Here is a 25623-nt window from a genome sequence, read left to right on the forward strand (position 1 = left end):
TCGGGTCGATGCCCGGCACCGACATCGCCGAAGCGCAGCGGATCGCGCTGGGCGAGCTGCCCGTGCCGTACCTGCCCGAACTGCCCGCCCGGGGTCCGGGCGCCGATCTGGTGGGCCGCGGCGCCGGACTGCTGGTCGACCTGCCGGTCGAGGTCTACGCCGCCCGGTGGCGGATCGCCGGCCGTCCGGGGCGGGACCTGCGCCGCGCCCGTGACCTGCTGGAACGTGACCTGGATCAGATGACCGAGCAGGCCGGCGAGTTCACCGGCACCTTCAAGGTCGCCGCGGCCGGTCCGCTCACCCTGGCCGCCAACGTCGAGCTGCCGGTCGGCGGTTGGCTGCTCCGCGACCCCGGTGCGGTCCGGGATCTGACCGGGTCGCTCGCCGAGGGGCTGCGCGGGTACGTGGCACAGGTCCGCCGCCGGCTGCCCCGGGCCACGGTACTGCTGCAACTGGACGAGCCGGCGCTGCCCGCCGTACTGGCCGGGCGGATTCCGACCGAGAGCGGGCTGGGGACGTACCGGCCGGTCGAGTCGGCGACGGCGACGGGGCTGCTCGGCAGTGTGGTGTCGGCGGTCGACGTGCCGGTCGTGCTGCACTGCTGTGCCCCGGAGGTACCCCTGGAACTGGTCCGTTCCACCGGCGCGCTGGCGGTCGCGCTCGACCTGGCCCTGGTGGACCGCCTCGACCCGCTCGGCGAGGCGATCGACGCCGGGCTCGGCCTCTTCGGCGGGGTCGCACCGACGCTGCCGCCGCCCGGCGGGCGCCGGCCGTCGTCGGCCCAGCTCGCCGACCGGGTACGCCAGCTCTGGGACCGGCTCGGCTTCCCGCGCGCCCGGCTGGCCGAGCAGGTGGTGGTGACCCCGGCCTGCGGGCTGGCCGGCGCCACCGACGAGTACGCCCGGACCGTCCTCACCGCCTGCCGGGACGCCGGCCGCCGACTCGCCGAGGAGTAGGTTTTCCTGTCACAGTCCCAGGGCAGGATGGGCGCATGATCGGTCAACTGCGTTCCGTCGTCATCGACTGCCCGGACCCTCGGGCCCTGGCCACCTTCTATGCCGAGCTGCTCGGGTTGCCCGTCGACGACCGGAAGCTCGACGACGAGGACAGCTGGGTGGTGCTCGGCGGCGAGCCCGGCCAACAGCCCCGGCTCGCCTTCCAGAAGGCGGTCAACCTGCGGGAGCCTCGCTGGCCCGACCCGAACCGGCCGCAGCAGTTCCATCTGGACGTCACCGTCGACGACGTCGAGGAGGCCGAGGCCAAGGCGCTGGCCCTGGGCGCCACCCGGCTGCCCGGCTCGGGCGAGGGCTTCCGGGTCTACGCCGATCCGGTCGGCCACCCGTTCTGCCTCTGCTGGGACGACTGACCGGCGCCGACCCGGCGCCACCCGAGGCTGGCCCGGCGCCGATCCGGCGCTGGTCGGAGGCTGGCCCGGCGCTGGCCCGGCGCTGGTCGGAGGCTGACCCGGCGCTGGTTCGGCGCTGGCCTGACCTAGCGGCTTCGGGGAGCGGGTGGCGATGCGGGGGCGGCTCGGGGAGGATGGCCGCCATGCATGATCAGGGTGCCGCGGCGGTCGCCGACCGGGCCTCGGGCTCGCTCTTCGGGCTGGCCTACGGTGACGCGCTCGGGGCACCGACCGAGTTCCTGCCGGTCGCCGAGATCCACCGGCGGTACGGCCCGACCGGCCCCCGCGAGCTGGTCGGGGAGCCGGCCCGGGTCACCGACGACACCCAGATGGCGCTGGCCGTCGGCCATGCGCTGCGCGAGGCCGGGCCGGTGGCCACCCCCGAGGTGCTGGAGCCGCTGCTCCGGGCGCGTTTCGTGGCCTGGGCGCGGAGTCCGGAGAACAATCGCGCGCCCGGGATGACCTGCCTGCGCGCCTGCGGCGGGCTGGCCGAGGGGCTGCGCTGGCAGGCGGCGACGATCGCCGGCTCGAAGGGATGCGGCGCCAACATGCGGGTCACCCCGGTCGGCCTGGTTCCCGGCTACGACCTGGACACGCTCGCCGGGATCGCCCAGTTGCAGGCCGGGCTGACCCACGGGCATCCGACCGGGCTGGCCGCGAGCGAGCTGACCGCGTACGCCGTCCGGGTGCTCCGGGACGGCGCCGCGCTCGCCGAGCTGCCCGGCCTGCTCCGGGACCGGGCGCTGCGGCAGCGCACCGTCTACCGGGCGGACTGGCTCGGCGACCTGTGGCAGCGGCCGGGCGTCACCGACCCGGTCACCTTCGTCGCCCGGGGCTGGGACGAGTGCCTCGGCGCACTCGACGCGCTGGACGCGGCGCTGGCGGTCCCCGACCACGGGACCGATCCGTGCGCGGCCACCGGTGCGGGCTGGATCGCCGAGGAGGCACTGGCCACCGCCCTGTTCTGCGCGATCCGGCACGCCGACGACCCGGTCTCGGCGCTGGCCCGGGGCGCCACCAGCTCCGGCGACTCGGACTCGATCGCCTGCCTGGCCGGCGCGTTCGTTGGCGCGGCGTACGGCACGACGGCCTGGCCCGCCGACTGGTCCGACCGGATCGAGTACGCCGACCAGCTCGCCGCCCTCGGCACCGCCTGGGACTGACCGCCGGTACGCCGGGCGGCCGGCGTTCCGGACAGCCGGCGTTCCGGACAGCCGGCATGCCGGACAGCCCGGTGTTCCGGACAGCCCGGTGTTCCGGGCGGCCGGTGCGTCGGGGCGGGGCCGGTTAGGTTGGCGGAGAGGTTCGAGGAGGTCAGCGAGTGTCCGAGGAAGCGATCCCGCAGCAGGTCGGTGCCGAGCAGGAGGCGGCGGCCGGCGAGGAGCCCACCGCCGAGGCCCGGGACCGGCACGCCGAGCTGAGCACCGAGATCACCGACCACCAGTACCGGTACTACGTGCTCGACGCGCCGATCGTCTCGGACGCCGAGTTCGACACGCTGCTGCGCGAGCTGGAGGCGCTGGAGGAGCGCTATCCGGCGCTGCGTACCCCGGAGTCGCCGACCCAGCGCGTCGGCGGCACGTTCTCCACGCTCTTCACCCCGGTCCCGCACATCGAGCGGATGATGTCGCTGGACAACGCCTTCACCCAGGAACAGCTGACCGGCTGGGTGGAGCGGATCGAGCGGGACGCCGGCGGTCCGGTGGAGTACCTCTGCGAGCTGAAGGTGGACGGGCTGGCGATCAACCTCACCTACCGGCAGGGCCGGCTGGTCCGGGCCGCGACGAGGGGCGACACCCGGATCGGCGAGGACGTCACCGCGAACGTGCGGACCCTGGCGGAGGTGCCGGAGCGGCTGACCGACGGCACCGAACCGGTACCCGAGCTGCTGGAGGTGCGGGGCGAGATCTACTTTCCGGTGGCCGCCTTCGCCGATCTGAACGCCGGCCTGGTCGAGCAGGGGAAGCCGCCGTTCGCCAACCCGCGCAACGCGGCGGCCGGCAGCCTGCGGCAGAAGGATCCACGGATCACCGCGAGCCGGCCGCTGCGGCTGGTCGTGCACGGGCTCGGCGCGCGGGAGGGGTTCGCGCCGGTCACCCAGTCCGAGGCGTACGCCGCGCTGCGCGGCTGGGGGCTGCCGACGAGTGACCGTTGGCGGGTGGTGCCGGACCTGGCCGGGATCCGGGAGTACGTCGACCACTACGCCGAGCACCGGCACGACGTCGAGCACGAGATCGACGGGGTGGTGGTGAAGGTCGACCCGGTCGCCATCCAGGGCCGGCTCGGCTCGACCAGTCGGGCACCCCGCTGGGCGATCGCCTTCAAGTACCCGCCGGAGGAGGTCACCACCGAGCTGCTGGAGATCGAGGTGAACGTCGGGCGTACCGGCCGGGTGACGCCGTTCGCCGAGCTGCGGCCGGTGAAGGTGGCCGGCTCGACGGTGGCCCGGGCGACCCTGCACAACGCGCACGAGGTGGAGCGCAAGGGTGTGCTGATCGGCGACACGGTGGTGGTCCGCAAGGCCGGCGACGTCATTCCGGAGGTGCTCGGGCCGATCGTCGAGCTGCGGCCGGCGGACGCCCGGAGGTTCGTGATGCCGACCCGCTGCCCGGCCTGCGGCACCGCACTGGCGCCGTCCCGGGCCGGTGACGTCGACATCCGCTGCCCGAACGCCCGGACCTGCCCGGCGCAGCTCCGTGAGCGGATTTTCTATCTGGCCAGCCGGGAGGCGCTGGACATCGAGGTGCTCGGCTTCAAGGCGGTCGGTGCGCTGCTCGACGCGGGCGTGCTCACCGACGAGGGCGATCTGTTCGATCTGGACTCCGAACGGCTGTCCCGGGTGCCGTTCTTCGTCCGCAAGGACGGCACGCTCGGCCGCAACGCCGAGAAGTTGCTGGAGAGCCTGGCGGCGGTGAAGGACCGGCCACTGTCCCGGGTGCTTGTGGCGCTCTCGATCCGGCACGTCGGCCCGACCGCCGCCGAGGCGCTGGCCCGGGAGTTCGGCGCGGTCGCGGCGATCGAGGCGGCCGGTGAGCCGGAACTGTCGGCGGTGGACGGTGTCGGTCCGACGATCGCGGTCAGCCTGCGGGAGTGGTTCGAGGTGGACTGGCACCGCGAGGTGCTGCGCAAGTGGGCCGCGGCGGGCGTACGGATGGCGGAGGAGCGGGTCGAGGAGGGTCCGCGCCCGCTGGACGGGTTGACGGTGGTGGTGACCGGCACGCTGTCCGGGTACACCCGGGACCGGGCGGCCGAGGAGATCCGGGTCCGGGGCGGCAAGGTGAGCGGCTCGGTCTCGAAGAAGACCGACTTCGTGGTGGTCGGCGACAACCCGGGGTCCAAGGCGGAGAAGGCGGCGGCCCTGAAGGTGCCTATGCTCGACGAGACCGGCTTCGCCGCGCTGCTGGCCGAGGGTCCGGAGGCGGCGGGTAGGCTCGTACTAAGTGACGATTAGTGATGGATCAATCAGCTCTGCGTAACAGAAGTCGTTGGGCAAGATGCGCCGTATTTCAAGTTAGTCACGACTAGACCCGATTCGCGTCTGTCGCCTCCCGTCCGGCGCGGGTCAGGGCGTTTCATGGGAGGCACGTCGCGTGGCAGCCGCCACGCCCAGACCGAGAGGCTCGGGAGGTCACATGGAGGCCGCCGCGCTGCGGAACTCCGTTCCTCCAGATCGGACGACGCCGTTCTTCGGCTTCGTCTGGGCCGTCGTCGGGCTGGCCGTCGGGGTGTGTGCGGTGCCGCTGCTCGCCCTCCCCGCCGAGCTGCCCCGGCTGCCGCTGGCGTTCTGGCTGATGGCGGCCCTCGCGGTCAGCTTCGACGCCCGCCCGTTCAGCCCGCACGCCGAGCGGCGCAGCATGTCCGTCTTCCCGTCGATCTGCTTCACCTTCGCCATCACGCTGGAATGGGGGCCCGGCCCGGCCGTCGCGGTGCAGGCCGCCGCCGTACTCGTCTCCGGCTGGCGGATGCGGTACGCGTCCTGGCGCACGATCTTCAACATCGCCCAGTACGCCTGCGCGCTCGTCGCCGCCGACGCGGTCGTCCGGCTCGTTCCCGGCGACGGGTTCGGGGCCACCGGTCGGCTCCGGCCGCTGGACGTACTCGTCGCGGTCGGCGCGGCGGGCGCCTGGCTCACCGTCAACCACGGCCTGGTCGCCACCGCCGTCCGGTTGCGCTTCGGCGGCCGGTGGTGGACCCGGATCCGGCAGGGCCTCGGATTCGAGCTGCTCGCCACCGGGTCACTGCTGCTGCTCGCCCCGGTGCTGGTCGCCGCCGCCCGGACCAGCCCGGCGCTGGTGCCGATGATGGTGCTGCCGCTCTACGCGGTCTCCCGGATGGCCCGGCTCTCCGCCGAGCGGGAACAGCTCGCCCGGCTGGACCCGCTGACCGGGCTGCCCAACCGGGAGGCGCTGCGCGCCGAGGTCACCGAGCAGGTCGCGGCGCACGCCGAGCTGGCCGGCAAGCAGGCGCCCGGCCGCCACCTCGCCCTGCTGCTGCTCGACCTGGACCGCTTCAAGCACGTCAACGACGCCCTCGGGCACGCCGTCGGCGACCGGCTGCTGGTCGAGGTCGCCGGCCGGCTGGGCACCGTGGTACGCCCACCGGACGTGATCGCCCGGCTCGGCGGGGACGAGTTCGCCATCCTGGCCACCCGGCTCGACGGGGTGGCCGACGCCCGCCGGGTCGCCGACGCGGTGGTCGGGGAGCTGACCGACCCGGTACCGCTGGACGGGCTGCCGCTGGACGTCGGCGGCTCGATCGGGATCGCGCTCTATCCGGAGCACGGCGACGACTTCGCCACCCTGATGCGGCACGCCGACGTGGCGATGTACGACGCGAAGCACCGGGGCGACCCGGTGGCGGTCTATGCCGCCGAGTCCGACCACAACTCGGCGGAGCGGCTCAGCCTCCTCGCCGACCTGCGCCGGGTGCTGGAGACCGGGGCCGACGACGCCGGCGAGATCACCCTCTACTACCAGCCGCAGATCGCGATCGCCACCGGCGAGGTGGTCGGGGTGGAGGCGCTGCTGCGCTGGCGGCACCCCCGGCGCGGCATGGTCGACCCGGAGGAGTTGATCCGGGTCGCCGAGCAGAGTGCGGTGATGCGGCTGCTCACCCGCCGGGTCGTCGACGACGTGGTGGAGCAGCTCGCCAAGTGGTCCGCCGCCGGGCTGGACCTGCGGGCGGCGGTGAACGTCAGCGTCCGCGACCTGCACACCGGGGAGATCACCGACCAGATCGCGGAACGGCTCGCCCAGTACGGCGTACCGGCGTCCCGGATCCAGCTGGAGATGACCGAGGGTGCGCTGATGGCCGACCCGCGCCGGGTACTGGCCACCATCACCCGGCTGGACCGGATCGGGGTGGCCATCTCGATGGACGACTTCGGCACCGGGTACTCCTCGATGCAGCACCTGCGGCGGCTGCCGCTGGCCGAGGTGAAGGTCGACCGCTCCTTCGTACTCGGGATGACGGCCGACGCCGACGACGCGGCGATCGTCCGGTCGGTGATCGAGCTGGCCGGTGCCCTGGGCCTGCGGGTCGTCGCCGAGGGGGTGGAGGACGAGCGGACCTGGCGGCTGCTGCACGAGGCCGGCTGCGACGTCGCGCAGGGGTGGTTCTTCGCCCGCCCGATGCCGGCGGAGGACCTGGTCACCTGGCTCGCCCGGTACCGCCCGGTCAGCCCCAGCACCCGGCTCGGCGACACCGGGCCGGCGGTCGCGTCCACCGGCCCGCCCGAGCCGGCCGCCGGAAAGGCGGCCACCGCCGACGCGGGGCCGGCCAGGGTCGACGCGGCGGCGGCCCGGCTGCATCCGAGCGTGGAGTGAGCCGGGCCGGCCGGTGCCGAGGCGGCCGGGTCGCGCACCGGGGGAGTCGGGGGCGGCGCGGCTCGGGATGACAAATAGACTCGCTCAGGTCACCGCGCGCGTGCCACGCTGCGCCGGGAAGTCGACGGCGGAAGCCGCGCACAGGTAACAGCATGAAGGGGGCACCGATGTCCGCCATCTCCCGCGAGGAGGTCGCGCACCTGGCGCGGCTGTCGCGGCTCGCCGTCACCGAGGAGGAGCTGGACACCTTCGCCGGCCAGCTCGACGTGATCCTCCAGGCCGTCGCGCGGGTCGGCGAGGTGGCCGCCGCGGACATCCCGCCCACCTCGCACTCGGTGCCGCTGACGAACGTGCTCCGCGAGGACGTGGTGGTGCCCGGCCTGACCCGGGCGGAGACGCTGGCCGGAGCGCCGGACAGCGAGGACGACCGGTTCCGGGTGCCGCGCATCATGGACCCCGACGAGCCGCCCAGCCCCCGTGGTGAGGGCCCGGCGGAAGGGAACGCGTGACCACCATGGCCGAGCTGACCAGGATGACCGCGACCGAGATCGCGGCCCTCATCGCCTCCGGCGAGTCGTCCGCGGTCGAGGTGACCCGGGCCCACCTGGACCGGATCGCCGCGGTCGACGATCGGGTGCACGCCTTCCTGCACGTCGACGCCGACGGTGCGCTGGAGGCCGCCCGCGCGGTCGACGCGAAGCGGGCCGCCGGCGAGCAGCTGGGCCCGCTGGCCGGGGTACCGGTGGCGGTCAAGGACGTGCTCACCACCAAGGGCGTACCGACCACCGTCGGGTCGAAGATCCTCGAAGGCTGGCGCCCGCCGTACGACTCGACGATCGTGCGGCGGCTGCGGGCGGCCGGCACGGTGATGCTGGGCAAGACCAACATGGACGAGTTCGCGATGGGCTCCTCCACGGAATACTCGGCGTACGGGCCGACGGGCAACCCGTGGGACCTGGGGCGGATTCCGGGCGGCTCCGGCGGCGGCAGCGCGGCGGCACTGGCCGCGTACGAGGCGCCGCTGGCGATCGGTTCGGACACCGGTGGCTCGATCCGGCAGCCGGGCGCGGTGACCGGCACCGTCGGGGCGAAGCCGACCTACGGCGGCACCTCCCGGTACGGCCTGGTCGCGTTCTCCTCCTCACTGGACACCCCCGGCCCGTGCGCGCGTAACGTCCTGGACGCGGCGCTGCTGCACGAGGTGATCGGCGGGCACGACCCACGGGACTCCACCTCGGTCCCGGCGCCGGTGCCGGACGTGGTCGCCGCCGCCCGGGCCGGTGCCTCCGGCGACCTGACCGGGGTGAGGCTGGGCCTGGTCACCGAGTTCTCCGGCGAGGGCGCCGAGCCGGGCGTGGTCGCCGCGTTCCGGGACGCCGTCGACGCGCTGACCAAGCTCGGTGCCGAGGTCGTCGAGGTCTCCTGCCCGCACTTCCAGTACGCGCTGCCGGCCTACTACCTGATCGCGCCGAGCGAGTGCTCGTCGAACCTGGCCCGGTTCGACGGGGTGCGCTTCGGGCTGCGGGTCGGCGACGACGGCAACCGGGGGCTGGAGGAGGTCATGTCGCTGACCCGGGACGCCGGCTTCGGCCCCGAGGTCAAGCGCCGGATCATGCTCGGGACGTACGCGCTCTCCTCCGGCTACTACGACGCCTACTACGGGCAGGCGCAGAAGGTGCGTACCCTGATCACCCGCGACTTCACCGCCGCGTTCGAGCAGGCCGACGTGCTGATCTCGCCGACCACGCCGTTCGTCGCGTTCCCGTTCGGCTCGCGGACGTCCGACCCCTACCAGATGTACCTGGCGGACCTCTTCACCATCCCGACAAACCTCTACGGCGGGCCGGGCATCTCGGTGCCGTGCGGGCTCTCCGACGGGTTGCCGGTGGGCTTGCAGATCATGGCGCCGACGATGGCGGACGACCGGATGTACCGGGTCAGCGCCGCGCTGGAGTCGGTGATCGGCACCCTCACCCCGCCGGCCCTCTAAGTTGGGAGCATGCTGACGAAAATCGAGATCGACGGGTTCAAGTCCTTCCGCGGCTTCGCGTTGGACGTGCCGCCGTTTCTCGTGATCATCGGCCGCAACGCCGCCGGAAAGTCGAACCCTTTCGACGCGATCCAATTCCTCAGCCGACTGGCCGGGGAGCCGGTGCTGGATGCCGCGCAGGCCATGCGTGGTGACCTTGTCGACCTCTTTCACCGGCACATCGACGGCAGCCAGGTCGGCCGAATGTCCTTCGCGGTGGAGGTGTTGCTCGACCGGTCCGTCACTGACGCCTTCGGTGACACGGCGGAGGTCAACCACTCCCGGCTGCGGTACGAGTTGACGATCGACCTCAGGTCGACCACCCAGAGCGGGACGAGGCGGCCCTACGTCGTCAGGGAGGCCGCCCGGCGCATCCGGCAGTCCGGCGACGGGTGGCTCAAGGCTCAGCCGGCCCAGCGCAGACGACTGGCGGTCTATAGCGGCGGCGCGGAAGATCTGCTGGAGACCGAACTCGACGAGCAGGGCCGGCCGTTGTTCAGCATTCGACAGCAGGGCAATCAGGGCCGGAAGCGCAAGCTGCCCGCAACGGCGGCGACCGCCACCGTGCTTTCGAGTCTCACGACGGCCACCGACTTCCCGCTGCTGTACGCGCTCAAGCGGGAGTTACAGTCCTGGCGCCTGCTGCATCTCGACCCGAGCGCGCTTCGGAATCCCGACTCGTACGACGATCCGGACGTGCTGTCGGCGAACGGGGCACATCTGGCCAACACCCTTCGCCGATTGGCGGACGAGACCGGCACCGACGACCGGCCAGAGGGTGCGCTGAACGACCTGTCGGCCGATCTCGCGGCAGTCATCCCGGGCGTCATCGGAGTGCATCTGCGCGAGGACGAGGCCCGCCGGCAGCGGCAGGTCGAGGTTCTGACGCGGGAGGAGGCGCCGTTTTCGGCCCGGGTGGCGTCCGACGGTACGTTGCGCGCGATGGCGCTGCTCGCCGCGCTCTACGATCCGCGCGGCGCGGGTCTGATCTGCTTCGAGGAGCCGGAGAACGGCATCTTTCCACAGCGGCTGGCGCAATTTGTCAAGTACCTGCGAAGCCTCGTCGCCCGGGCACTGGACGCCAAGCTGGAGGCCAGTGAAGCGGCTCTGACGCAGTTGCTGCTCAGTAGCCATTCACCGGCGATCCTGCGCGCCCTGGAACCGGTCGAGTTCGGGCTGCGCGGTGATGCGATCTTCATGGACGTCGTCACCCGGCTCCAGCGTGGCGAACCCCGTAGCCGGGTCACCCGGCACCGGGCGATCAGTGGAGTGCAGCATCTCGATAGCGACGACGTGCTCGACGTCGGTAAGGTGGTCAGTCCGTCGGAGATCGCCGAGTTCGAGGTGCAGGCGGAGCTGAACGGCTGATGCGCTATCTCACCTCCGCGTTGGTCTCCGAGGGCGTGACCGACGACCAGTTCCTTCCGCGACTGCTCGGGCGGGCGTTGACGGAACTCTGCTGGGCGGAGTTCGCCGATCCGGTTGAGGTGGCGGACGTGCAGCCGCTACGGGATCGGAAGGGACCCTGCGCGCTGCCAGACGTGATCTGGATCAGCAGGTTCAGGTCGGTGAGGCGGAGGCCGGACTGTCCCAGTTCGAGCCGACTTATCTTGCTGGAGGCGGCGTCGATCGTCAGCGCTGCCTCGTCCTGGGTCTTGCCGGCGGCCTCACGAGCCCGCCGCAACGCGTTGCCGAGCCGTCGTCGCTGGATCGTCGGATTGACCATCGCCTGAGTATGAGTCCCGCAACTTCCGTTGGACGGGTCGCCGCGCCATTGTCCCAACCCGGGAAACTATCTGTACCACGAATTTAGGATCCTAAAACGCAATAGCCAGGTTCTCCTCCGAGAGACGGGCTCGACCGACCGGTCGCGCGGACCCGGCGGACCGGTGAGGAGCAGCTGTGGCCGTACACGATCCGGTGGGACCGGACTGGATCTGCGCCGAGTGCGCCACGGACTGGCCCTGCCCGACCCGTCGACGCGAACTGCGCGCCGAGTTCGGCCCGCTGGGTGGATCGCTCGGGGCTTACCTCGGAAACGTACTGGCGGTCGCGGCCGAGGACCTGCGACACGTACCCGCCGGCTGGCTGCACAACCGGTTCGTCGCCTGGCACCGACCCGAGGAAGCGGTGCCGTACACCTCGGTCGACATCCTGCTTCGCTCCGCCGCGCTGGCCGACGCGCACTCGCCCGACCGGGCCGGCCGCTGCCCTCGCTGCGGCGACTCGGAGCTGTGCTGGGTGCGCATCGACCCCGACGGGCCCGGGTTTCTGATTCCGCTGCCTTGAACAGCCGACCCAAGTGCGGCGATCTGTTGCGGATCAGTGCGGCGGCGAGCGTGCAGTTCTCGGGTGACCGTGCGCTGCTGCTCCGAGTGGTGTCCGTTTGTGACAAGCCGACCTATCACGGCTGGATCTGGCTCACCGGCTACGTGCTGGATCGGCACGGGGAGGCGGTCGAGCGCCGCGAGATCTTCGTCCGGACGGCCGGGCTGCGGCAGGTACGTCCACCGACCAGCCGAGCAACGACCGTACCCAATTGAACTGGTCGTCTGCCTCGGGAGCGGCAGCTGTGTCCAGCGCTGTCCAACCGGGTCCAGGATACCCGGCGCCGCCGCCGGACATCGACGACTCTCTCCTCCAACAGCCACGCCGGCGGGGGTCCGGCGCAGGCGTCTAGCGAGGAGGAAGCAGGCATGAGAGTCCTAGCGAAGCGGGCCAGCCGGGCGGCATCGGTGGCGCTCGCCCTGGCGATGGCGGCAGTGCCCGCGCTGGTGCTGGGCCAGCCGGCCGGTGCGGCACCCGCACCGGGCCTGGACCCGGGCGCCACTGCCGAGGCGTGGGCGGCGGGCCGGGCGGCGTACGGGGCGGACGTCACCGAGCACCAGGCGATCGTGGCGTACTGGACGCCGGAGCGGATGCGGGCGGCCCGGCCCGTCGAGGAGTCGCCGGCCTACCGGCAGGCGGTCAGGCAGTACGTCGAGAGTGGACAGACGGCCCGCCGGACGGCACCCGACCGGGGCGCCCGGCTGACCATCCCGCCTGCCGCCGGTGAACTCGGCACCCCGGGCAGCGGCCCGGTGCCGGCGGCCCTGAACCCGAACTTCGCCGCCAACCACCCGACCGCGCGGACCAGCGGCAAGGTCTTCTTCACCATGGGCGGCGGGAACTTCGTCTGCTCCGGAACGGTGATCAACTCCGAGGGTCAGGACACGGTCTGGACCGCCGGGCACTGCACCCACCCCGGCGGGCCGGGCGGCGCGCTGGCCACCAACTGGTCCTTCGTGCCCGCCTTCGACGACGACCTGGCCAACCCCCGGCCGTTCGGCACCTGGACCGCGGCCCGGCTGATCCCCGCACCGGGCTGGACCGCCAGCTCCAACTTCGGCGAGGACATGGCCGTGGCGATCATGAACACGCTCAACGGCCAGCACATCGTCACCCGGCTCGGCGGGCAGGGCCTGGACGTCAACCGGGGCATGAACGTGGCGATCAACGCCTTCGGCTACCCGGCCGAGGCGCCCTTCGACGGCGGCAACCTGCTGCGCTGCTCCGGCAACTCCCAGCCGGAGTCGCCGGGAGCCACCCAGACCGTCCGGATCCCCTGCGACATGACCCGGGGCTCCAGCGGCGGCGGCTGGCTGCTCAACTGGGACGGCAACTTCGGCTTCCTGTACGGCGTCAACAGCCGGATCGACCGGATCGTCGGCCCGACGGTCATGATGTCGCCGTTCTTCGACAACACCGCGCTGAACCTCTACAACCAGACCAGGAACCTCTGACCGTCGAGCGGATCGACAGCAACAAGGCGCTGTCCAGGGCGGGCCGGTGGAAGGCCCGCCCCGGACAGCGCCGCCGCTATCGCGCCATCGCCGGCTGGCGCTGGGTGCGGCCGAGGAACTCCCGGATGTGCGCGGCGATCTCGTCGACGTGGGTCTCCAGGGCGAAGTGGCCGGTGTCGAGCAGGTGGATCTCGGCGTCCGGCAGATCCCGCCGGAAGGCCCGGGCGCCGTCCGGGCCGAAGATCGGGTCGTTGGCGCCCCAGACCGCGAGCAACGGCACCCGGGTCTGCCGGAAGCACTCCTGCGCGCGGGGATAGAGGTCGAGATTCGTCTGGTAGTCCCGGAAGAGCTGGAGCTGGTTCTCGTGGTTGCCGGGTCGGCCGAGGACCTCCATCGCGTGGTGCCAGGCGTCCGGGCTGACCAGGCTGACGTCCGGCACCCCGGTCTCGTACTGCGCCCGGACCTCCGCTTCGGTGAAGGCCCGCCGGGCGGCGGCCTCCTGCTCCGGTCCGGGATCGCTCGCGTACGCGAAGAGCGGCGCCCAGAACTCCTCGACGAACCCCTCCTGGTAGGCGTTCCCGCTCTGGCTGATGATCGCCGAGATGCTCTCCGGCCGGCGCACCAGCAGGCGCAGCGCGATCGGCGCCCCGTAGTCCTGCATGTAGATGGCGTACCGGCGGATGCCGAGCTGGTCCAGCAGCCCGACGGTGATATCGGCGAGCGCGTCGAACGTGTACGGGAACTCATCCAGGGGCGGTACCGCGGAATAACCGAAGCCGATGTGGTCCGGCGCCACCACGTGGTAATCGCCGGCCAGCGCCGGGATCAGCTCCCGGAACATGTGCGAGCTGGTCGGGAAGCCGTGCAGCAGAACCAGCGGCGACGCATCCGGCGGGCCGGCCTCGCGGTAGAAGACCTCCATCCCGTCGACCGTCGCCGTCCGGTGGTGTACTCCGCCGATCATGTACTCCCCCGATCTGCCCCTTTCCTTTCATCCTGCCCGCAGCCGGGCGGTTTCCGGGCGGGTATCGACGCTGGCGGACGTACCCGGTCCGGGTGGCGGCAGCGGGAGCCGGCGCGCCGGCGGTGGCCCGGGGCTGCTGTTCGGCTGCGTCGGATCGGAGATCCGTAGACCGGCCGGTCAAGGCTGTCGATCGCTCAGCGGATCTTCCGGCGTCGGCCGGTGCGGCACCCGGCGTTCAGCACGGCTCGGGGAGTTCGTGGCCGGTGAGCAGCCGGGCACCCTCCAGCACCAGCGGCTGCCAGTGGGCCGCGCCGGTACGCCCGTGTTTCGGGTCGATCCCGGTGAAGACCCGACCGCCGACCCGCACCCGGACGTGCCGGGCGGTCCAGTCGGCGGTGGCCCGCTGGCGTACCCGGCCGGGGCACCGCCAGGTGTGGTCGGCGAAGCGTACGACCTGGGAGTGTCCGTGTACCTGGCCGAACGGCACGAAGCCGCCTCCGGCGTAGTGCTCCAACCACGGCTCGTGCAGCTCCCAGCCCGCCTCGGCCCAGAACGGCCCGGCCGCCCGGTCCACGCCGAACTCCCCGCCCCGGAAGATCAGTGGCGGGCGGTCGTCCAGCAGCCGGGCCGCGAACGCGGCGGTCGACGGCTCGCCGAGCCGCCGCCAGGCGCCGACGGTCAACCCGGCGTGACTGACCAGCAGATCCTCCCCGTCGGCCGCCCGGATCGCCACGGCCACCCGCAACCGGCCCGCCGCCCACCAGGAGCGGAGCAGCTCCACGTCGCCGTCGGCGATCGGGTCTGGCCAGAACGGGGTGCCCCCGGGCAGGTACTGTGCCTCGTGGTTGCCGGCGAGTTGGATCCACCGCTCCGGCTGGTGGTCCAGATACCAGTCGACAAGCTCCAGCACCGCGCCGCTGTCCGGGCCACGGTCGACGAGGTCACCGACCTGCACCACCGTGAGGTCGTCGGGCAGGTCGGGCCGGTCGGCTGGCACGCCGAGCGTGCGCAGTGCTCCGCGTAGCTGGTCGGGATGCCCGCCGACGTCACCGACAACCGCTATCCGGCCCATCATCGCTCCTCGGTCGCCCGGTCTACATCCGGCGAGCCTATCCGGGCGACCCGTGCTCCGCGACCCGCGATCGTCCATGCTGGACGGAGCCGGAAACCCGCCCGGACCGGTCGATCGGCCACGTCGGGTGTCGGTTCGGTGCCGGCCCGTGTCGGCCGGCGTGAAGCTCGACCGAATTGTTGCCGGGCCGGCGGGAGACGGGCCGGAGCGGACTGGAGTGATCTACTAGGGTGCCTTGTCATGACTGGCGGTTCAGGTGACGGGTTCACGGTAGACCCGACAGCGCTGGAGAGCTTCTCCAAGACCAGCTACGCCCGCGCGGACGACTTCGACGAGATCCGTGGCCGGCTCCGGGACGGTGCCGTCGGCCGCTCCTCCTTCGGCATCATGCCCGCCTCGTTCACCCTCTACGAGCAGTACGAGACGTGCCTGGACGAGTGCCTCCAGGCGCTCGCGGACGGGGTCGAGGTGATGGAGGTGATCGGTGACGCGATCATCGCCGAGCGGGACGCGTACCTGAACAGCGACGCCGCCGCGCAGGCCCGGTTCGGCGGCTGAAGCCGGGTACGACCGCGTCCGCCGACGCGAGGCAGCACACCGCAGACCACGAAGGGGGCGCAATGTCGACCGTCGCGCTCGAACGCAGCAAGACGTATTTCGAGCAGTTCGTCGGCTCCGTACCGGAGCCGCTCCAGGGGTTCACCCGGACGATGCTGACGCCGTTCGAGCAGCTGCTCGAACAGGTGGCCGGCGATCCCGACGACCTGATGCGGGGCGCCGAACGCTGCCTCGCCGCGTCGAACGACGTGCTCGGCATCGCGGCCCAGCAGCAGGCCGACCGGGCCCAGCTCCAACCGCCGGCCTGGGGCGGCAGCGCCCAGGAGGCGTTCCAGACCGGGCTGACGAACGTCGAGCAGACCGTCCGGCAGCTCGCCGAGGGCCTGGACGCGGCCAAGGAGGTGCTCGTCGAGGCGGCCAACGCGGCCGTCGACGCGTTCAACCTGCTCTGTGAGCTGATCTTCGAGTTCCTGACCGCCTTCCTGATCGAGGCGATCATCGCCGCCGCCGCGGCGTTCCTCAGCTTCGGCGCGTCGATCGCCGCGTTCATCGTACGCTGGCTGGCCCGGCTGGCGCTGACCCTGGGCCGGGGTGCCCGGATCGTCAGCAAGCTGGTCCGGATCCTGGTCAAGCTGGCCCGCAAGCTGGACGACGTCAAGGCGCTGCTCACCCGCTACCGTCAGCGGGTGATGGAGCTGCGCAAGCTGAAGAAGGAGTACGCCATCTGGAAGCAGCAGGGCCGCACCGCGCAGGGCCGGGCGATCCTGGCGGAGCACAGCCTCAAGGTCGGCGTGCCCCGGTTCGTCTTCAACCAGATCTCGCCGGTGAACCTGAGTGGCAAGGGCGGTGCGGTGCTGGACACCGCCGTCGGCATGCACGACATCTCGGACGGCCAGAAGGACCGCAACTACGCGACCGACGGCACGTACCGGCAGGACATCGGGCCGTACACCAAGAGCGTGCAGGATCTGATCGACTCGGTGGGCTGACCGGCCGCTGGACGGACCGGCCACCCGCCACGGCGGAGTGACGAGGGCAGGAGAGGACGACGTGGCGGAATATCCCGCGCTGGATCGGCTGGAGCAGCTCGCGAGCGGCCTGGACGACCTCCAGTTCCAGATGAACCGGCGGATCGAGGAACTCCAGGCGCAGCCGGTGGAGCTGGAGAGCGAGACCGGTGCCGTGCGGGTGACGGTCGACCACGGCGGCCGGGTCGACCGGGTCGACATCACCTCCCGGGGGATGCGGTACAGCCCGGATCAGCTCGGCGCGGAGATCACCGGCACCATCCGGCGGGCGCAACGGGAGGCGACCCGGCGGTTGCAGGACTCCATGCGGGAGGTGCTGGGCAGCGCCGCCGACGACTATCCGCTGGGCTGAGCCGTGCCGACCGACTACCGCCACCGATACGCCGACGCGGCCGGCAGCAAGCTCGAACCCGACGAGACGATCCTGGCGCTGACCGAGGCGAAACGGCCGCACGGCCTGGTGCCCGACCCGCCGCCCCGACCGCCGGAGCCCGCACCCGGCGACGGGGCGAAGGCGGCCGGGATGGGGCTGGCGAACGCGGCGCTCAGCGGCATCGAGGCGATCGACAACATCGGCGGCGGGGGTCCGACCGACTGGCTGATCCGGCTGCTCTTCGGCCGGGCCGCGCGCGGCCGGCTCGACTCGGTCGCCGCCGACTACGTCCGGGCGGTACCCACCGACGACAAGCTGCTGGTGGTGGTCACCGACCGGCGCATCGTGGTGTTCCGGGTCGGCCGCAGCACCGACGTGCGGCCGTTCGGCGAGCCGGCCAGGCCGGTGGTGGCGGCGAAGCTGAAGCCGCTCTGGTCGGTGTCCCGGGCCGAGGTGACCGGCGCCCGTCGGCGCTGGCACCGGCTGCACGGTGCCCGGCTCCGGGTCGGCTTCCGGGACGGCTCCTGGCTGGAGTTGACCGGCCCGCTCTGCATGGGCCGGCAGCGGGCCGGCGAGCTGCGCGACGCCCTCGGCGGCTGAACCGACCATGTCACGTTCGCCGCTCGACGACTGGCGCACGGCGTTCACCGCCGAGGCCCGGCGGCGTGGGCTGCCCCGCGCCGAGATCCGCGCGGCGCTGACCGAGGTCGAGGTGTACTGCGCGGATCCGGCGACGGACCCGGTCGAGGCGTTCGGCGAGCCGATTGGGTACGCCACGGCACTCGCCGAGGGGCCGCGGCCGGCGGAACCGGACCGGGCCGGACCACGGTCACCCTGGCTGGGCGGTTTCGTCGCCGCCAGCACCCTGGTGGGGGTGATGGCGCTGCTCGCCGGGGTCGAGGCGGTCAGCGGGTACGGCACCGCGGACGTCACCGCCGGCCAGCTCGTCTCGGTACTCGCCGGGATGGCCGGGATCGTCCTCGCCGTCGCGCTGCTGTTCCGGCCCGGGCGGGCGTACCGGCCGGCTCCGGACTGGCGGTTCGGGGTGGTCGGGGTGGTCGCGGTCGCCGTCACGGCGGTTCCGATGCTGCTCTGGCCACAGACGCTGCTTCGGCTGCCTGGCTGGCTGCTGCTCGGGATCGGCGTGATGCTGCTGCTGGCCGCCTGGTGGCCGCTCGTGTCCGGTCGGCTGCTTCCGTTCCGGCCTGCCACGCCGACCTCAGGCGCCGCGGCTGGCCGTCCGGACCGCCGTGTCCTGCTCGTTCGCTGGGGCCTGCCGGTCGGGCTGCTCTGCGTGCTGCTCGTAGCCGTCCTGCTCGCTGCTGCCGGCCCGGCCTGAGCCGCTCCGGCCTGAGCCGCCCCGGTCGTGCCCGGGATCTCCGGTGCTGCCGCCGGCCGGCTGCCACCGGTTCGAGCGGGGACTTCCGGTGCAGCGGTGCTACCACCAGGTCATCATGATGGCTCTGTGGTGTCACGCTCACGTGGCATATGCCTTTCCGCCGGGATCTCCCGGAGGCCGGCCCGGTACTTCGTCCGACGTAGGCGGTACTCCGGACGGGCAGCCGCAGGTGTCGGTCCTGGGCGGACGCCGGCCGCCGCCCCGGCCGCCTAGCGTCGGTCCCGTCGACCCGACAGTCCCGCGACGCGGACCCGACAGTCCCGCGACGCGGACCCGACAGTCCCGCGACGCGGACCCGACAGTCCCGCGACGCGGACCCGACAGTCCCGCGACGCGGACGTGACCGAGGAGGAGGCCGAGATGACAGCGGCGATCCCGCACGCACCGGACCTGGCCCGGCCGGGGATCTGGTACACCCTCGCCCCGGTCGCCCTGACCGTGTTCGGCGTGCCGATCGGCACCGCCGTCGCGGGCGCCCCGATCACCTATCCGGGAACCCTGCCGCTGGCCACCTGGCTCGGCCTCCTCCTGCTGCTACGCCGCCGCTGGCCGGTGGCGGTACTGCTGGCCAGCCTGGCGGTGATCACCGCGTTCCGGGGCGCCGGGCTCACCGAGGCCGGCTGGACCTGGCCGGCGTCGGTGATCTTCTTCCTGCTGGCCGCCGACGACACGCCCCGGCGGCACGGCCTGCGCTGGGCGGTCGGCGCCGGACTGTTCCAGTTGACCTTCGCGGTGAACTGGCACTGGACGGTCGAGGGCCAGGACGTGCAGCGGGCAATCGGGGAGGTCGGCGGCGAGGCGCTCGGGCTGGCCCTGACCATCGCGGTCGCGGTCGCGTTCCGCAACTGGCTGCGCTGGCGGACGGAACTCGCCGCCGGGCTGGCCCGGGTCGAGCAGGAGCGGCGGCTGGAGGCGGAGCGCCGGAGCGCGGAGGAGCGGTTGCAGATCGCCCGCGAACTGCACGACGTGGTGGCGCACACGCTTACCGTGGTGGGCGTGCAGTTGCGGGTGGTGGACGAGGCACTGGACGACTCGACCGACGACGCGCGGGCCGCGCTGCGTACCGCCCAGGAGGTCCGGGGAAAGGCGGTGGCCGACCTGCGGTCGCTCGTCGACGTGCTGCGCGCGCCGGCGGACCGGCCGGACCCGGGCGACGCGCTCCCGACCCCGCGGACCGTCCCGACCCCGGAGACCGTCCCTGCTCCGCAGGCCGACCTGGACGGCCTGGCCGAACTCGCCGACCGGACCCGGGCCAGCGGTCTGGCGGTCGACCTCGACATCACCGGCGAGCCCGGCCGGGTCGCCGCGCCGGTGGCGATGGCCTGCTACCGGCTGATCCAGGAAGCCCTGACCAACACGGTGAAGCACGCGGAGGCGCGGCGGGCGACGGTACGGTTGGCGGTCGATCCGGACGCTGTCCGGGTCGAGGTACGCGACGACGGCACCGGTCCCGCCCCGGCGGCGGTGCCCGGGCACGGTCTCACCGGGATGCGGGAACGGGTCGCCGCGCTCGGCGGCACCTTCGGCGCCGGTGCGGCCGACGGCGGTGGCTACGCGGTCCGCGCGACCATTCCTGTGCCAGGCTTCCGGCCGTGACCATCAGCGTGCTGCTCGCCGACGACCAGGCTCTGGTGCGGGCCGGATTCCGCAGTCTGCTGCGCCGGGGCCGGGAGATCGAGGTGGTGGGCGAGGCGGCCAGCGGGGACGAGGCGGTGCGGCTGGCCCGGAGCCTGCGGCCGGACGTGGTGCTGATGGACATCCGGATGCCGGGACTGGACGGCCTCGCCGCCACCGAGCGGATCGTCACGGACCCGGCGACGGCCGGCTGCCGGGTCGTCATCCTGACCACCTTCGAGACCGACGAGTACGTCTTCGCCGCGCTGCGGGCCGGAGCCAGCGGCTTCCTCACCAAGGAGATCGAGCCGGCCCAGCTCCGCCAGGCGGTCGGGATCGTCGCCGCCGGGGAGGCACTGCTCGCGCCGAGCGTCACCCGCCGGGTCATTGAGCAGTTCGCGCACCGGCCGGTGGCGGCGACCGACACCGCGGCCCGGCTGGCGGTGCTCACCGAACGGGAGCGCGAGGTGCTCCGGCTGGTCGCCACCGGGCTGTCCAACGAGCAGATCGCCGGGCGCCTCTTCATCAGCCCGCTGACCGTCAAGACCCACATCAGCCGGGCGATCACCAAGCTCGGCGTCCGGGACCGGGTCCAGTTGGTGATCGTGGCGTACGAGACCGGCCTGGTCCGCCCCGGCGGCGAAACCCGGAAGAGCCCGGGTCGGTGCAACGACTAGGCTTGCAGGGTTCTGTCCGGATGCCGCCGGGGGGCCGGCTGCCGCCCGAGAGCTGGAGTCTTGATGAGCACGACCGTCCTGCCCTCGTACGACGACGTCGTCGAGCGCTACGCCCCGGTGATCGGCCTGGAGACCCACGTCGAGCTGGGCACGAACACCAAGATGTTCTGCGGTTGCCCGACCGACTTCGGCGGCGAGCCGAACACCCGGGTCTGCCCGGTCTGCCTCGGCCTGCCGGGGTCGCTGCCGGTGGCCAACAAGGCCGCGATCGAGGCGACCATCCGGATCGGCCTCGCGCTGAACTGCTCGATCGCGCCGTGGAGCCGGTTCGCCCGGAAGAACTACTTCTATCCGGACATGCCGAAGAACTACCAGATCAGCCAGTACGACGAGCCGCTCTGCGTGGACGGCTGGCTGGATGTGGAAATTGTCGGCGAGGATGGCCAGCCCGAGCTGTTCCGGATCGGCATCGAGCGGGTGCACCTGGAGGAGGACACCGGCAAGACGCTGCACGTCGGTGGCGCCACCGGGCGGATCCACGGTGCGACCGAGTCGCTTGTCGACTACAACCGGGCCGGCATCCCGCTTGTCGAGATCGTCACCAAGCCGATCCCGGGTACCGGCGCCGCGGCCCCGATCGTGGCCCGGGCGTACGTCACCGAGCTGCGCGACGTGATCCGCTCGCTGGGCGTCTCCGACGTGCGGATGGAGGAGGGCTCGCTGCGCTGCGACGTGAACACGTCGCTGTCGCCGGCCGGCTCCGCCGAATGGGGCACCCGGACGGAGACCAAGAACGTCAACTCGCTGCGCTCGGTGGAGCGGGCGGTCCGTTCCGAGATGCTGCGCCAGGCCGCCGTACTCGACTCGGGTGGCCGGATCGTCCAGGAGACCCGGCACTTCCACGAGGACACCGGGGACACCACGCCGGGCCGGTCCAAGGAGACCGCCACCGACTACCGTTACTTCCCGGAGCCCGACCTGGTGCCGCTGGCCCCGGACGCGGCCTGGGTCGCCGAGCTGAAGGCGGCGCTGCCGGAGCTGCCCCGGTTGCACCGGCGCCGGTTGCAGCAGGAGTGGGGGCTGAACGACCACGACATGCAGTCGGTGCTGAACGCCGGTGCGGTCGAGCTGATCGAGGAGACGGTGGCCGCCGGCACCACCCCGGCCGGCGCCCGGAAGTGGTGGCTGGGCGAGCTGTCCCGGCGGGCCAACGAGGCCGGTGTCGAGCTGGCCGCCGTGGGTGCCACCCCGGCCCAGGTGGCCGAGCTGCAGAAGCTTGTCGACGCGGGCAAGCTCAACGACAAGCTGGCCCGTACCGTGCTCGAGGCTGTGGTGGCCGGCGAGGGCTCGCCGAGCGAGATCATGGCTGCCCGGGGCCTGGAGGTGGTCTCCGACACCGGTGCGCTGACCGCCGCCGTGGACGAGGCGATCGCCGCCAACCCGGACATCGCGGCCAAGGTCCGGGACGGCAAGGTGGCCGCGGCCGGCGCCCTGGTCGGGGCGGTCATGAAGAGCACCCGGGGCGCGGACGCCAAGACCGTCCGCTCGCTGATCCTGTCCCGGCTCGGCGTCGAGGGCTGAGGTGTGAGGAAGGGCCCCCGCTACAACAGAAAACGATAAGCGGGGGCCCTTCCTTACACCCCCGCCCCGGGCGACGGAGCGGGTCAGCCGGTGGGTGTCGGGCTGGCCGGAGTCGGCGCGCCGGGAGACGCCGGGGTCGGCGTACCCGGGCTCGGGGTGGCCGGGACCGGCGGCTCCGGCTCCTTGACGACGTGCCGCTCCAGGTTGACCTGGGCCTCGCCGGTGCCGCCGAGCATGATGTCGTCGTACGCCTGGAGTGCCCGCTGCTGGTCGAAGTAGAGCACCGACATCGCCAGCGGGGTCGGCTTGTCGCCCTCCAGCCCGCGCAGCCCCGCCCCGCCGGTGGAGCCCTGCACCTGGAGCTGGGTCCGCATCGCGCCCGGCACCTCCGGCAGCTCGCGCACCTCGCGGTGGTGGGTGTGCCCGCTGAGCACCAGCGGTACGACGCCGGAGAGCCCGTCCGCAGACGCCGGATCGTGTACCAGGGCGATGTCGACCGGCCTGTTGTAGGCCCGGACCGTCGCGGCGAGCTGCTTGCCGGCCCCGGCCACCTGGTCGACGGTCTGCGGCAGGCTGCCGGAACCGGCCGGCGAGGTCTCCTTGTCCGGGGTGAACCGGGGGTCGCTGATCCCGGCGATGGTCAGTCCGGCGACGTTGACGATCGCGTTGTCCAGCACGATCGCGTTCGGCTGCCGGCTGACGGCGGTGGCGGTGGCCGGCGAGTCGTGGTTGCCGCGGATGAAGACGTACGGCACCTTGAGCAGGCCGATGGAGCCGACGAAGGACGCCTCCGGCTCGCTGCCCCAGTCGGTCATGTCCCCGGTGTCGATCACCACGTTGATGTTGAACTGCTCGACCACGGTGCGGACCACCTGCCAGGCGGTCGGGTTCAGGTGCAGGTCGGAGACGTGCAGCACCCGTACGGTGCCCTGCTCCTGCTCGAAGATCGGCAGGGTGGAGACGGTGGTGTAGAGCTGGCTGACGTTGCCGACCATCCGCTGGAGCTGGTCGGCGTACCGGCCGTAGTCGTCGGCGATCCGCCGGGCGTCACCGACGATCGCCGGGGCGTTCACCAGCAGCCCCTCGTAGCGGGGCTCCTCGATCGAGTCCGGCCGGAAGGTCAGCGCGGCGATGCCGAGGCTGCCGCCGGTGATCACCAGCGCCAGGCCGCCGGCCCAGGCCACCCGGCGGGTACGCCGGAAGACCAGCGCAGCCAGGATCATGCTGGCCAGTACGGAGACCGCGACCGTGCGTACCCCGACCCGGATCACCCCGTTGGCGACGTCGCCGACGGCGGACTGGCTGGCCCGGCTGATGCTGGCCGGATCGTCGATCAGTGCCTCGGTGCGGCGCTGGTCGAGCGAGCCGAGCCGAACCGAGAGGTGTGCCGGGCCGGCGTGGCTGCTGAGCTGGAGCGCGCCGAGCGGCGGGATGGTGACCGTGGTGCCGCCGTCCACGGAGGGTGTGATCGCCATCTCGGCCCGGAACGGGCCGATGTCGGTCTGCATCCGCCCGCCGAGCAGGACGCCGAGCACGATCCCGAGCACCGTGACGCCGATCACCGACACGGCCAGCCCGGCCCGGCGGCTCGGTCGCGATGTCAGGACAGCCCGGCCGCCCCGTACGGCGATCCGCCCGAAGCGCCACAGCGCCGCCGGGAACGGCACACGCCGAGCCGCCGGGGGCGGTGTGCCCCCGGCGGCTCCGGTGTCGTTCCTCCGCCTGTCCATGCTCAATCATCACCTGCCCGAAGTGTCATCTTCAAAACCCGCCGCAGGTCCCGCCCATTTCCACCGTGGGTATGAGTCCGCTCTCCCGCCCGCGGCGATCCCGGTGCCCCCCGTCCGAGGTCAAGCGGGTGGGCACCGGACGTCCGCCGGGACGTCCGACACCCGCCGGCTTCGCCGGGAGGCTCAGCTCTTGCCGGCCGCGCCGCCGGAGAAGACCAGCCGGAAGATCCGGTCGTCCTCGGGCGCCGGATCGCGCTTGCCGTCGTGGTTGGAGGTGGAGATCCACAACGAGCCGTCCGGCGCGGCGACCGCGGTCCTGAGCCGGCCGTACTCGCCGACCAGCAGGGGACGGGGCTGCCCGAGTACGGTGCCGTTGGCGGTGAGTTCGACAAGCCAGAGCCGCATCCCCCGCAGGCAGGCCGCCACGAACACCCGGTCGATCATGGCCGCGCCGGAGCAGGACGCCTCGGCGGTGGTCCAGGTGACCAGCGGGTCGACGTACTTCTCCGCGTCGGTGTCCGTGCCGCGTCCCTCGACCTCGGGCCAGCCGTAGTTCTTGCCCGGTGTGATCAGGTTGATCTCGTCCCACCGGGTCTGGCCGAACTCGGTGGCGTAGAGCCGCTTGTCGGCGTCCCAGGCGATGCCCTGCACGTTGCGGTGTCCGTAGGACCAGACCAGGGAGTTCGGGTACGGGTTGCCCGGGGCCGGCTTGCCGGCCGGCGTCATCCGGAGGATCTTGCCACCGAGGCTCTTGAGGTCCTGGGAGAGGCCGCGCTCCGAGGCGTCCCCGGTGGTGGCGTAGAGGAAGCCGTCCGGGCCGAAGCCGAGCCGGCCGCCGTTGTGGATGCCGGAGAGCGGGATGCCGGTGACGATCGGCGTCGGCCTGGAGCCCAGGGTCAGCTTGGCGATCCGGTTGTCCCCGGACGTCGAGTAGTAGACGAAGACCGTCTCGTCCCGCTGGTAGTCCGGGGAGACGGCGATGCCCAGCAGGCCGCCCTCGCCGGCCGCGTCGACCTCGGCGAGGGTCTGCACCGTGCTGACCTTGAGCCCCTTCGTGTCGGACTCCGGCCCGACCTTGAGGATCTTGGCGCTGTCCCGCTCGGTCACCAGCGCGCCGCCGTCGGGCAGGAACGCGATGCCCCAGGGCACCCGCAGCCCGCTGGCCAGCACGGTTGCCGCTACCTGCTGCTCCGCGCCCCTCTGGCTGGGCGTGGTGGACGGGGTCGGGAACCGTGGCGGCTCGCCGGCCGGGTCCGGTTCCGGCTCGCCGAGGGCACAACCGCCGGTGAGGAGGACGGCCGCCGCGCAGAGCGCGACCGCCGCGCGCCGACGGCCGGGTCTGGGGTACGGACGAGCGCTCACCCGGACCAGGGTAGTCCGATCTCGTCCCGTACCGTCGGTTCGCTCGATCATTTCGCCGCTTCTCCCACAGTCCTCGCTGGCCGTCGCGCCGGACGAGCTGACCGTGCCGGCGGGTCGACACCGCCGGACTCGACACCGCCTCGTCGTACCGGCCGATCCGTCAGCGGGACGAGTCCCGACACCCGGGGCCGGTTCCGCCCGCCCGCCCGCCGCCCGCCGCCCGC

The 25623-nt window shown here is 72.6% G+C and carries 23 protein-coding genes and 1 pseudogene; 19 read left to right on the forward strand and 5 right to left on the reverse strand.

Annotated features, from left to right (window positions below; genetic code table 11):
* The first annotated feature begins 8 nt into the window (after positions 1–8).
* From O7626_RS05660 to O7626_RS05695, 8 genes and pseudogenes are all read left to right on the forward strand, one after another.
* On the forward strand, positions 9–956 hold the full coding sequence (locus tag O7626_RS05660; RefSeq protein ID WP_278066063.1) for a methionine synthase: 948 nt from the start codon (positions 9–11) through the stop codon (positions 954–956).
* A 35-nt stretch (positions 957–991) separates the two neighbouring features.
* Positions 992–1366 carry a VOC family protein gene (locus O7626_RS05665; RefSeq protein WP_278059935.1) on the forward strand — a complete coding sequence of 125 codons (375 nt, stop codon included), beginning with the start codon at positions 992–994 and terminating at the stop codon, positions 1364–1366.
* A gap of 182 nt (positions 1367–1548) precedes the next feature.
* Positions 1549–2568, forward strand: coding sequence for an ADP-ribosylglycohydrolase family protein (locus tag O7626_RS05670; RefSeq protein WP_278059937.1), 1020 nt, complete (start codon positions 1549–1551; stop codon positions 2566–2568).
* 158 nt (positions 2569–2726) lie between these two features.
* Complete coding sequence (gene ligA, locus O7626_RS05675) at positions 2727–4856, forward strand: NAD-dependent DNA ligase LigA (RefSeq protein ID WP_278059939.1); 2130 nt, start codon at positions 2727–2729, stop codon at positions 4854–4856.
* 181 nt (positions 4857–5037) lie between these two features.
* Positions 5038–7092 (forward strand): annotated as a pseudogene (locus O7626_RS05680) (EAL domain-containing protein); the annotation flags it as partial.
* Between the two features lie 305 nt (positions 7093–7397).
* On the forward strand, positions 7398–7739 hold the full coding sequence (gene gatC / locus O7626_RS05685; protein ID WP_278059941.1) for an Asp-tRNA(Asn)/Glu-tRNA(Gln) amidotransferase subunit GatC: 342 nt from the start codon (positions 7398–7400) through the stop codon (positions 7737–7739).
* Positions 7740–7744: 5 nt separating this feature from the next.
* The gene (gene gatA, locus O7626_RS05690) at positions 7745–9220 is read left to right on the forward strand and encodes an Asp-tRNA(Asn)/Glu-tRNA(Gln) amidotransferase subunit GatA (RefSeq protein WP_278066064.1); all 1476 of its coding nucleotides are present in this window, start codon (positions 7745–7747) and stop codon (positions 9218–9220) included.
* A 9-nt stretch (positions 9221–9229) separates the two neighbouring features.
* Entirely contained in the window at positions 9230–10627 is a 1398-nt protein-coding gene (locus tag O7626_RS05695) for an AAA family ATPase (protein ID WP_278059943.1), read from the forward strand.
* Positions 10628–10631: 4 nt separating this feature from the next.
* Here O7626_RS05695 and O7626_RS05700 read toward each other — a convergent pair whose 3' ends face one another.
* Complete coding sequence (locus O7626_RS05700) at positions 10632–10985, reverse strand: helix-turn-helix transcriptional regulator (RefSeq protein ID WP_278059945.1); 354 nt, start codon at positions 10983–10985, stop codon at positions 10632–10634.
* 176 nt (positions 10986–11161) lie between these two features.
* Between O7626_RS05700 and O7626_RS05705 the strand changes: the two genes are divergently transcribed.
* The 3 genes from O7626_RS05705 (at position 11162) to O7626_RS05715 (ending at position 13041) form a co-directional block, all read left to right on the forward strand.
* Complete coding sequence (locus O7626_RS05705; protein ID WP_278059947.1) at positions 11162–11548, forward strand: hypothetical protein; 387 nt, start codon at positions 11162–11164, stop codon at positions 11546–11548.
* Positions 11545–11802, forward strand: a complete 258-nt coding sequence (locus O7626_RS05710) for a hypothetical protein (RefSeq protein WP_278059949.1) — start codon at positions 11545–11547, stop codon at positions 11800–11802. Before O7626_RS05705 ends, O7626_RS05710 begins: the two co-directional genes overlap by 4 nt.
* Positions 11803–11955: 153 nt before the next feature.
* Positions 11956–13041, forward strand: coding sequence for a hypothetical protein (locus O7626_RS05715; protein ID WP_278059951.1), 1086 nt, complete (start codon positions 11956–11958; stop codon positions 13039–13041).
* 76 nt (positions 13042–13117) lie between these two features.
* Here O7626_RS05715 and O7626_RS05720 read toward each other — a convergent pair whose 3' ends face one another.
* The gene (locus O7626_RS05720) at positions 13118–14005 is read right to left on the reverse strand and encodes an alpha/beta hydrolase (protein ID WP_278059953.1); all 888 of its coding nucleotides are present in this window, start codon (positions 14003–14005) and stop codon (positions 13118–13120) included.
* 235 nt (positions 14006–14240) lie between these two features.
* Positions 14241–15077, reverse strand: a complete 837-nt coding sequence (locus O7626_RS05725) for a metallophosphoesterase (protein WP_278059955.1) — start codon at positions 15075–15077, stop codon at positions 14241–14243.
* A 240-nt stretch (positions 15078–15317) separates the two neighbouring features.
* Here O7626_RS05725 and O7626_RS05730 point away from each other — a divergent pair, with 240 nt between their 5' ends.
* From O7626_RS05730 to gatB, 8 genes are all read left to right on the forward strand, one after another.
* Positions 15318–15635, forward strand: a complete 318-nt coding sequence (locus tag O7626_RS05730; protein WP_278059957.1) for a hypothetical protein — start codon at positions 15318–15320, stop codon at positions 15633–15635.
* Positions 15636–15697: 62 nt separating this feature from the next.
* Positions 15698–16624 (forward strand): WXG100 family type VII secretion target, encoded by a 927-nt coding sequence (locus O7626_RS05735; RefSeq protein ID WP_278059959.1) that lies wholly within the window; start codon positions 15698–15700, stop codon positions 16622–16624.
* A 61-nt stretch (positions 16625–16685) separates the two neighbouring features.
* Positions 16686–17015: a YbaB/EbfC family nucleoid-associated protein gene (locus tag O7626_RS05740; RefSeq protein ID WP_278059961.1), complete on the forward strand. Its 330-nt coding sequence runs from the start codon at positions 16686–16688 to the stop codon at positions 17013–17015.
* Positions 17016–17018: 3 nt separating this feature from the next.
* Complete coding sequence (locus O7626_RS05745; protein WP_278059962.1) at positions 17019–17636, forward strand: hypothetical protein; 618 nt, start codon at positions 17019–17021, stop codon at positions 17634–17636.
* Positions 17637–17643: 7 nt separating this feature from the next.
* Positions 17644–18375, forward strand: a complete 732-nt coding sequence (locus O7626_RS05750; protein WP_278059964.1) for a hypothetical protein — start codon at positions 17644–17646, stop codon at positions 18373–18375.
* Between the two features lie 420 nt (positions 18376–18795).
* The gene (locus tag O7626_RS05755; RefSeq protein WP_278059966.1) at positions 18796–20031 is read left to right on the forward strand and encodes a histidine kinase; all 1236 of its coding nucleotides are present in this window, start codon (positions 18796–18798) and stop codon (positions 20029–20031) included.
* Positions 20028–20726 carry a response regulator transcription factor gene (locus O7626_RS05760; protein WP_278059968.1) on the forward strand — a complete coding sequence of 233 codons (699 nt, stop codon included), beginning with the start codon at positions 20028–20030 and terminating at the stop codon, positions 20724–20726. Before O7626_RS05755 ends, O7626_RS05760 begins: the two co-directional genes overlap by 4 nt.
* Before the next feature lie 63 nt (positions 20727–20789).
* Entirely contained in the window at positions 20790–22307 is a 1518-nt protein-coding gene (gene gatB / locus O7626_RS05765) for an Asp-tRNA(Asn)/Glu-tRNA(Gln) amidotransferase subunit GatB (RefSeq protein ID WP_278059970.1), read from the forward strand.
* Positions 22308–22390: 83 nt separating this feature from the next.
* Here the strand turns inward: gatB and O7626_RS05770 are convergent, their stop codons facing one another.
* Both O7626_RS05770 and O7626_RS05775 read right to left on the reverse strand, forming a co-directional pair.
* Complete coding sequence (locus O7626_RS05770; protein ID WP_278059971.1) at positions 22391–24037, reverse strand: metallophosphoesterase; 1647 nt, start codon at positions 24035–24037, stop codon at positions 22391–22393.
* A 183-nt stretch (positions 24038–24220) separates the two neighbouring features.
* Entirely contained in the window at positions 24221–25399 is a 1179-nt protein-coding gene (locus O7626_RS05775) for a PQQ-dependent sugar dehydrogenase (protein WP_278059973.1), read from the reverse strand.
* Between the last annotated feature and the right edge of the window lie 224 nt (positions 25400–25623).

The sequence above is a fragment of the Micromonospora sp. WMMD1102 genome, assembly GCF_029626265.1.
GTDB lineage: Bacteria > Actinomycetota > Actinomycetes > Mycobacteriales > Micromonosporaceae > Plantactinospora.